Consider the following 6,605-nt stretch of genomic DNA (forward strand, 5'->3'; position numbering starts at 1 on the left):
AAAGGTGAGGAGAAACTATGAAAAACCTAAACAAAATAATTACCATAATACTTGCGGTTGTGCTGACCATGATGGTGGCAGCGTGCGGCAGCGAAAAGCCTTCAAACCCGGCAAACGCCAGTACACCGCGCAAAACAATTAAAATCGGCATGGTGGGTCAGACAATCGGACCGGTAGGAGTAGCCATTAATGATGGTTCCTACAAAGCAGCCGGGCTTGATGTGGAATTTGTATCCTTTAACTCCGGGGCCGATGCCGCACAGGCGTTGGTAGGCGGCAGCCTGGATGTATTCCAGGGCGGCTATGAACATGTGCTCAATCAGATCAATAACGGCTTGGGTGTCAAAGCCTTTGCGCTCTTAAACAATGGATCCAGTTATCAGTTATTGGTTCACAGGGATTCACCACTACAGCAAGTGGCTGATGTAAAAGGCAAGGTGTTAGGGGTAACCAAGGCCGGCAGCCTATCTGATACCACCCTCAAAGAAATATTAAGAGAAAACAAGATTGACACTGTTAAAGATGTGCAAATCGTCAATGCCGGTACCGGTGCCACCATGTCGGCTGCGCTGGAATCGGGGAAAATAGCTGCAGGCATGGTCTCAGAACCTACCGCCTCCGCTATGACGGCTACCGGCAACTATAAAGTGTTTGTGGATCCGACTTTTGATACAGCCGGGCTGGTGCTGATCGGTAAACCGGAATGGGCGAAAAACAATGCGGAAACCTTAAAGTTGTTTTTGTCTGTGACGAAAAAAACGGCGGAAAAATCCATTGCTGACCCTTCCTATGCCACCAAAGCGTTAAAAGCCTGGTATCCAGATCTGGATGATAAAGTGCTTACCAGTGCGGTCGTAAATATTTTCAAAAGAGTGCCTGCCAATCTAAAGGTAACAAAGGCAGGTACCAATCAAGTACTGCAGACGCAGATAGCTGCCAAAATTATTTCTAAAGAAATCAGCTTTGAACAAGGGGTAGATCTTTCGTACCTTCCGTAAATAATCACAGCAAGGCCTGCACCTTTGCGGCAGCGGGCCTACAGGGATAATCTGTCAATAATCGGTTCTTGGAGGGAAAGATTATGCAAAAAGGTTTAAGAGATTTTCTCAGGATTCTTGAACAAAATGAGGAATTGGTTGTAGTCAATAAAAAAGTTAATCCGCTGCATGTATCGGCCTTAATCAGCGATTCGAATAAAGCTGTTTTGCTCCGGGATGTGGACGGATATGATATGCCGATCGTCGGCGGCCTGGTCCGCGATACACGCAAAATAGCCTTAGGCCTGGAGTGCCGTCATGATGAAATTGCACAGCGTTTATCGAATGCCATACAAAATCCGGTGGAAACAGTGATCGTAAAAGATGCTCCTCTCAAGGAAATTATTATTGGTGAAAAAGATATTGATTTGACGTTACTGCCACAAATTATGCAGCATGAAAAAGATGGCGGTCCTTATATCGGTTCGGGTGTGCAATTTGCTGTTCATGAAACCTGGGGAAAAGATGCCGGCATTTACCGGCACATGTTCCGTACCCAAAATACTATGGGGGTGGATTTTAATTCTCCCAATGATATCCGTTTGTTTTACTCTGATGCCTATGAAAAGGGAAAACCTTTGGAAATGGCTGTGGCTATTGGTTTGCATCCCATTGAACTTTTGGCGGCTGATTGCAGCGCGGCTACTGGTCTGTACGAAATGACTATTGCCGGTGGTTTACGAAAAGAGCCGGTAGAAATGATTCCTTGCGAAACGATTGATGTGGAAGTGCCGGCTAATGCCGAAATCGTGCTGGAGTGCGAGGTTCTGCCGACCGGCTGGACAACCGATGAAGGGCGTTATGGAGAATTTCATGGAATTTCCGGTGATGTAAAAAAGAATCCGGTTGTGAAAGTAAAGACTATTACCCGGCGTAAAGATGCCATCTTTCACTCCTTAATTATGCCCTGGGAGGTATACGGCCTTGGGGCGCCAAACCGTGAATTGCAGGCCTATAATATTTTAAAGGCAGTGCGACTGCGCCCTAAAGCTATTCGTACGACGGTAGGTTCCTGCAACTTCTTTGAACTCATTGTAGCTCTTGACAACCCCAAACCGGGTGAAGGCAAAGCGGCCATCACGGCTCTCATGGCCATGATGGGGGTTAAACTAATTACCGTAGTGGATGATGACATTGATATTTATGACGATGAACAGGTTCGCTGGGCTGTGGCATTAAGAATGCAAGCCGATAAAGATGTTTTAATTGTAAGCAATTTGCAGGCAAAGCATGTCGATCCTTCAGTTCGCTCTTCCGAATTGCCCAAAGGGCAAATGCCGACTACCAGTAAAATGGGAATTGATGCTACCATTCCGGTCGGTATTCCGCGCAAGGCTTACGAGCGTCTTCAATATTTCAATCCTGACAATGTACATCTGTCAGATTATCTGGACTAAGGGGGAGTAGAGATGGAAATCACAGCATTATCCAGGGAAATTGAAACTTATATTACAGCAGAACCGCGCTTTTTTGCCGATGTTCTCAGAAAATTTAAGACTAATCCTTATAGAAATATACTGTTAGCCTGGGCAATCATTCGGGAGAAGAATATTTTGCAACGCAACGAGGAAGGTCATTATTTAATTAATGGTATAGATGCTGTTAAAGACTAATGCTTTGAGAATGAGGCGAGGCGGTCCATGATTGAAATCAATAAAACACAGGGCGACATAAATATAAGCTTGCAGGCGATCGCGATGGGCAGTCAATGGAACATAGTTATTACCGGAGGTGCAGCCCATTTGGGAGCTGTTGCCCTGGCTATTCCCCGTCTTAGCTTATCCGGTTCAGGAAAAATCAGCGCATCTGCATCGGTATTAAGTGTCACCGGGCATATGGATGACGAAATTGCCAGACCGGCTGCTCTGTTTTTTGCTAAAGAACTGAATCAGTCAGTGGTTGTCAGTTGTGGCATTCATTATGATCAAATATCGGCAGAAGCAGTGCAGCGTATAAAAAAGCTCGTGGAAGAAACTCAGACAGAGTTCCTGGAAAAGATACGTATATAAGATGATGAAGCAGTTGCTATAGGGGAAGGGAGCCGTACTATCTAATGAAACTAATTGTTGGAATAACCGGCGCAAGCGGATCAATCTATGCACAATCACTTTTAGCGGCATTACATGATCTTTCAATAGATATAGCAGTTATCATGAGCAACATGGGACAAAAGGTGATGGAATATGAGTGCGGTATCACATCGACAGAATTTGCCAAGAAATATACAATTTATAATAATAGTGACCTGTTTGCGCCTGTAGCCAGCGGCTCACAGAAATGGGACGGCATGATCATTGTGCCTTGTTCGGTGAATACCATGGGGGCGATTGCCAATGGAGTAGGCGATACGCTCTTGCTGCGGGCTGCTTCCGTAACCCTTAAGGAAAGCCGTAAACTGCTGCTGGTGGTTAGAGAAACACCGCTCAGTCTTATCAATCTGGAGAATATGTGCAAATTGGCCAGAGCTGGCGTCTGCATCATGCCAGCGTCACCTGGGTTCTACAACCGCCCAACAAAAATTGAAGATATTGTAGACGGAATGATCAGCCGTATACTTGATCAATTTAACGTTGAACATAGTATAGGACAACGTTGGCAGGAGCATGGGACGGGGAGACAGGTTCCTTGTCCCAGTATAAAGCTATTTTAATATATTTGGAGGAAGGCCCTCCAAACCGCCATTTTTCTGGACACTATGGGTTGGCAGCAACAATCACACTGTGTAAGTCGACCAAACGACAAGAAAGGTGAGATGCAATAATAACACTTTTATACTGAATTGAATCTATAGCCCGATCCCCATATTGTTTCAATGTACTCAGGATTCGAAGGGTCTTTTTCAACTTTTTTTCGTATTTTTTGTATATGGACAGCGACAGTTGCGGTATCGCCAGAATACTCGTCACTCCATAGGGTATTAAAGATATGCTCTTTGCTAAAAAGGATGTTTGGATTCGAGGCAAGAAAAACTAAAAGCTCGTATTCTTTTGTTGTCAATTGAATTTCTTCCCCGTTCATAAAAACCTTATGCGCTGCCGTGTTGATTTCCAACCCTCTATGTTGTATTACTTCTAGGGCAGCTATATGGCCTTTGAGCCGTTCATATCTCTTAACATGGGCTTTGACCCTAGCCGTAAGTTCAGCCGGGCTGAAGGGTTTGGTTAAATAATCATCCGCCCCGAAATCTAAGCCTCTGATCTTAGCGATATCTTCATCTTTGGCCGATACAACAATGATCGGTATCTCCTGATTTTTCCTGATTTCTTTGATGATTTCGTAGCCGTCTTTATGCGGGAGCATCAGATCCACGATAACAACGTCGTACATACCCGAAACGGCCTTTTTTAGTCCCTGCAACCCGTCGCCAGCGATGTCCGCTTTATAGCCGTTTAATTGCAGATAATCTCGTTCAAGTTCAGCGATATCCATGTCGTCTTCAATAATCAGGATGCGTTTCATTGATAATCCTCACCTTCACTGTTACGTAAAATCGGGAGCATAATGGTAAAACAGGTGCCTTCGTTTTTGATGCTGGAAACGGTAATCTTTCCTCCTTGAGCCTCCACGAGTTCCTTAGCGATCGCTAGTCCCAAGCCTGTGCAAGAAAAGCCTTTGGGGCGTTCCGTTTCAATGCGGTAAAACCGGTCAAAGATAAATGGAAGTTTATCTTCAGGAATACCCAGTCCGTTGTCTTGGACGTCAAGGCAGACAAAATCATTCTGCCGATAGAGCTTAACCTGTATGGACAAATCAGTTTCAGGTCCATGTTGTACGGCATTGCTTATGAGGTTGTTAAACGCTTGGTGGAATCTTTTGCCGTCAAACTTTATACAATAATCAGCAGCTAACTGCACGGTATACTCCGCTCGAATATTTCGTTCTTCCAGGTCGAACCTGTATTCCTCCATGAGATCATCCATAAATGCCCGGATATGGATATCTTCATAGTGAAAATCCAGTTTCTGCATATCCAATTTCGAGAATAAGAAGAGGTCATCAATCAGTTTATTCACGTAAATACTATTCTGGTGGATTGTTTTCAAGTATTTGTTTTTATGTTCCGCCGAGGTGGCCGTTCCGTCCAATAATGCTTCTATATAGCCTTGGATTGCGGTTATTGGTGTCTTCAAGTCGTGGGATATATTGGCGATAAGCGCCTTCCGATTTTCTTCGTATTCAGCCTGCAGCTTTTCACTTTCCGACAATTTTGCGGTCATTTCATTGAAAGACTCGATCAAAAAGTCGAGATCGTTTGGCTTATCGTACGCAATCTTTATGTCGTAGTTCCCCTTGGCGACTTCATCCAGCCCTTGTTTTAAGTTTTCCATGGGCTTGAATATTCTTTTATCCAAGCGCAACAGGAAGAAAAACTGGACGATCTCTTTCATAATAATTAAAGCTGCAAAGAAAATGCCGATTCCTTTGAAGCCAACCCAGCTAAATAATAAATAGAGGATGATCAGGGTAAACAACAAGGCAGTGGGGCGAAGGTAGCGGAAATATCTGTAGTGTCTCAGGAAATCATGGGAATGTCTATGGAGATCATCCAGCTGCCGGAATTTTTCGGGAAATTCGCCGCGACGACTTTGTTCTTTTGGGCCAAAATATGCATGGCGTTGCCGCCTGTGTCTGAACATAATACCACCTGTCAATTTTTTCTGTAGTAGTCGCTCATAAGATCATTATATTGTATAGGGATGTAGGACGCAAAATATCCTGCGATCTACATCCCTATATACATTTTCTGATCAAAACTGCAGGCGCACACGGGACGTTATGGCCCGTTGCTTGCAGACCTTCTTGCAGGCGCCGCAGCGCCGGCAAGAATATTTATCAACCTGCAGTGCACTTGTCTCAGCCAATTTAATCGCCTTTACCGGGCAGATAGCCATGCACCGATCGCAACGTATGCAACGTTCGGGGTGGATACAATATTCCTTCCTAAGATTCATGCGTTTTCACCCTGCTTGGCCGACAAGGACAATTCAGCCCGGACCGTCAGATCGTGCGGCGCATTCTGCTCGTCTTTTTGAGTCCCAACAAGGGTGATCACAACTTTTTCGACTTCGGAAATTTTATTGATGAACATGTTAACTACAAAATCGAGATGATCTGCCGCGTTGAACTCTTTTAAGAAGCCGTGTCCGTGACGCTGTGAAGCACCCGCCCGGCTCATTTTTTCGCGCAGCAGCGCTTTGGTGTCTTCAGGCAGATCATCGGCGTTAAGCGATATGATGGTTTTTCCCTCTTGCTCTTCGGCATGTAAGGCGGTTAAGATGCTCAAGGCAAAGGCGAGCCTCGAAAGTTTGCCCTTTAGCCCTTGGCATTCGACGGCATGAGAAGGGTGCAGGTGCTTGATGAATTCATGGTGTTGGTATTCTCCCGTGTGAGGTATGGTGAATTCGAATTCATTTCGAAGCAAAAATAGTTGAGTCTCGTCTTTGTGTACCTGTACTGTTAGAGTCCCATTGAAAGCCTCTTTGTTTTTCATTGCTTTAACCACATCATACAAAACTTTAATCTTGTTCATAAAATAAATAACCTCCTAACTCTTGATGAGGTTATTAT

Annotated in this window: 9 protein-coding genes; 5 read left to right on the top strand and 4 right to left on the bottom strand. The window is 44.6% G+C overall.

Annotated elements, in window-relative coordinates:
• The first annotated feature begins 17 nt into the window (after window positions 1-17).
• From VN379_RS19155 to VN379_RS19175, 5 genes are all read left to right on the top strand, one after another.
• Window positions 18-998, top strand: a complete 981-nt coding sequence (locus tag VN379_RS19155) for an ABC transporter substrate-binding protein (RefSeq protein WP_325536775.1) — start codon at window positions 18-20, stop codon at window positions 996-998.
• Window positions 999-1,081: 83 nt separating this feature from the next.
• Entirely contained in the window at window positions 1,082-2,434 is a 1,353-nt protein-coding gene (locus tag VN379_RS19160) for a UbiD family decarboxylase (protein ID WP_325536777.1), read from the top strand.
• 12 nt (window positions 2,435-2,446) lie between these two features.
• Window positions 2,447-2,650: a hypothetical protein gene (locus tag VN379_RS19165; protein WP_144351203.1), complete on the top strand. Its 204-nt coding sequence runs from the start codon at window positions 2,447-2,449 to the stop codon at window positions 2,648-2,650.
• A gap of 27 nt (window positions 2,651-2,677) precedes the next feature.
• Complete coding sequence (locus VN379_RS19170) at window positions 2,678-3,046, top strand: hypothetical protein (RefSeq protein ID WP_144351202.1); 369 nt, start codon at window positions 2,678-2,680, stop codon at window positions 3,044-3,046.
• 44 nt (window positions 3,047-3,090) lie between these two features.
• Window positions 3,091-3,687, top strand: a complete 597-nt coding sequence (locus tag VN379_RS19175; RefSeq protein ID WP_325536783.1) for a UbiX family flavin prenyltransferase — start codon at window positions 3,091-3,093, stop codon at window positions 3,685-3,687.
• Between the two features lie 119 nt (window positions 3,688-3,806).
• On the opposite strand, the gene VN379_RS19180 is transcribed toward VN379_RS19175, so the two are convergent.
• From VN379_RS19180 to VN379_RS19195, 4 genes are all read right to left on the bottom strand, one after another.
• Window positions 3,807-4,496: a response regulator transcription factor gene (locus VN379_RS19180; protein ID WP_325536785.1), complete on the bottom strand. Its 690-nt coding sequence runs from the start codon at window positions 4,494-4,496 to the stop codon at window positions 3,807-3,809.
• On the bottom strand, window positions 4,493-5,674 hold the full coding sequence (locus VN379_RS19185; RefSeq protein ID WP_325536787.1) for a HAMP domain-containing sensor histidine kinase: 1,182 nt from the start codon (window positions 5,672-5,674) through the stop codon (window positions 4,493-4,495). Before VN379_RS19185 ends, VN379_RS19180 begins: the two co-directional genes overlap by 4 nt.
• 111 nt (window positions 5,675-5,785) lie before the next feature.
• On the bottom strand, window positions 5,786-5,989 hold the full coding sequence (locus VN379_RS19190) for a 4Fe-4S binding protein (protein ID WP_325536789.1): 204 nt from the start codon (window positions 5,987-5,989) through the stop codon (window positions 5,786-5,788).
• Window positions 5,986-6,567, bottom strand: coding sequence for a hypothetical protein (locus VN379_RS19195; RefSeq protein ID WP_325536791.1), 582 nt, complete (start codon window positions 6,565-6,567; stop codon window positions 5,986-5,988). Before VN379_RS19195 ends, VN379_RS19190 begins: the two co-directional genes overlap by 4 nt.
• Window positions 6,568-6,605: the final 38 nt, after the last annotated feature.

The sequence above is a fragment of the Sporomusa sp. genome (assembly GCF_035561255.1).
GTDB lineage: Bacteria > Bacillota > Negativicutes > Sporomusales > Sporomusaceae > Sporomusa.

Excerpts from the sequence above, each read along its gene's own strand:
- VN379_RS19155 (WP_325536775.1), top strand. The coding sequence starts at position 18 with ATGAAAAACCTAAACAAAATAATTACCATAATACTTGCGGTTGTGCTG.
- VN379_RS19160 (WP_325536777.1), top strand. The coding sequence starts at position 1,082 with ATGCAAAAAGGTTTAAGAGATTTTCTCAGGATTCTTGAACAAAATGAG.
- VN379_RS19165 (WP_144351203.1), top strand. The coding sequence starts at position 2,447 with ATGGAAATCACAGCATTATCCAGGGAAATTGAAACTTATATTACAGCA.
- VN379_RS19170 (WP_144351202.1), top strand. The coding sequence starts at position 2,678 with ATGATTGAAATCAATAAAACACAGGGCGACATAAATATAAGCTTGCAG.
- VN379_RS19175 (WP_325536783.1), top strand. The coding sequence starts at position 3,091 with ATGAAACTAATTGTTGGAATAACCGGCGCAAGCGGATCAATCTATGCA.
- VN379_RS19180 (WP_325536785.1), bottom strand. The coding sequence starts at position 4,496 with ATGAAACGCATCCTGATTATTGAAGACGACATGGATATCGCTGAACTT.
- VN379_RS19185 (WP_325536787.1), bottom strand. The coding sequence starts at position 5,674 with ATGTTCAGACACAGGCGGCAACGCCATGCATATTTTGGCCCAAAAGAA.
- VN379_RS19190 (WP_325536789.1), bottom strand. The coding sequence starts at position 5,989 with ATGAATCTTAGGAAGGAATATTGTATCCACCCCGAACGTTGCATACGT.
- VN379_RS19195 (WP_325536791.1), bottom strand. The coding sequence starts at position 6,567 with ATGAACAAGATTAAAGTTTTGTATGATGTGGTTAAAGCAATGAAAAAC.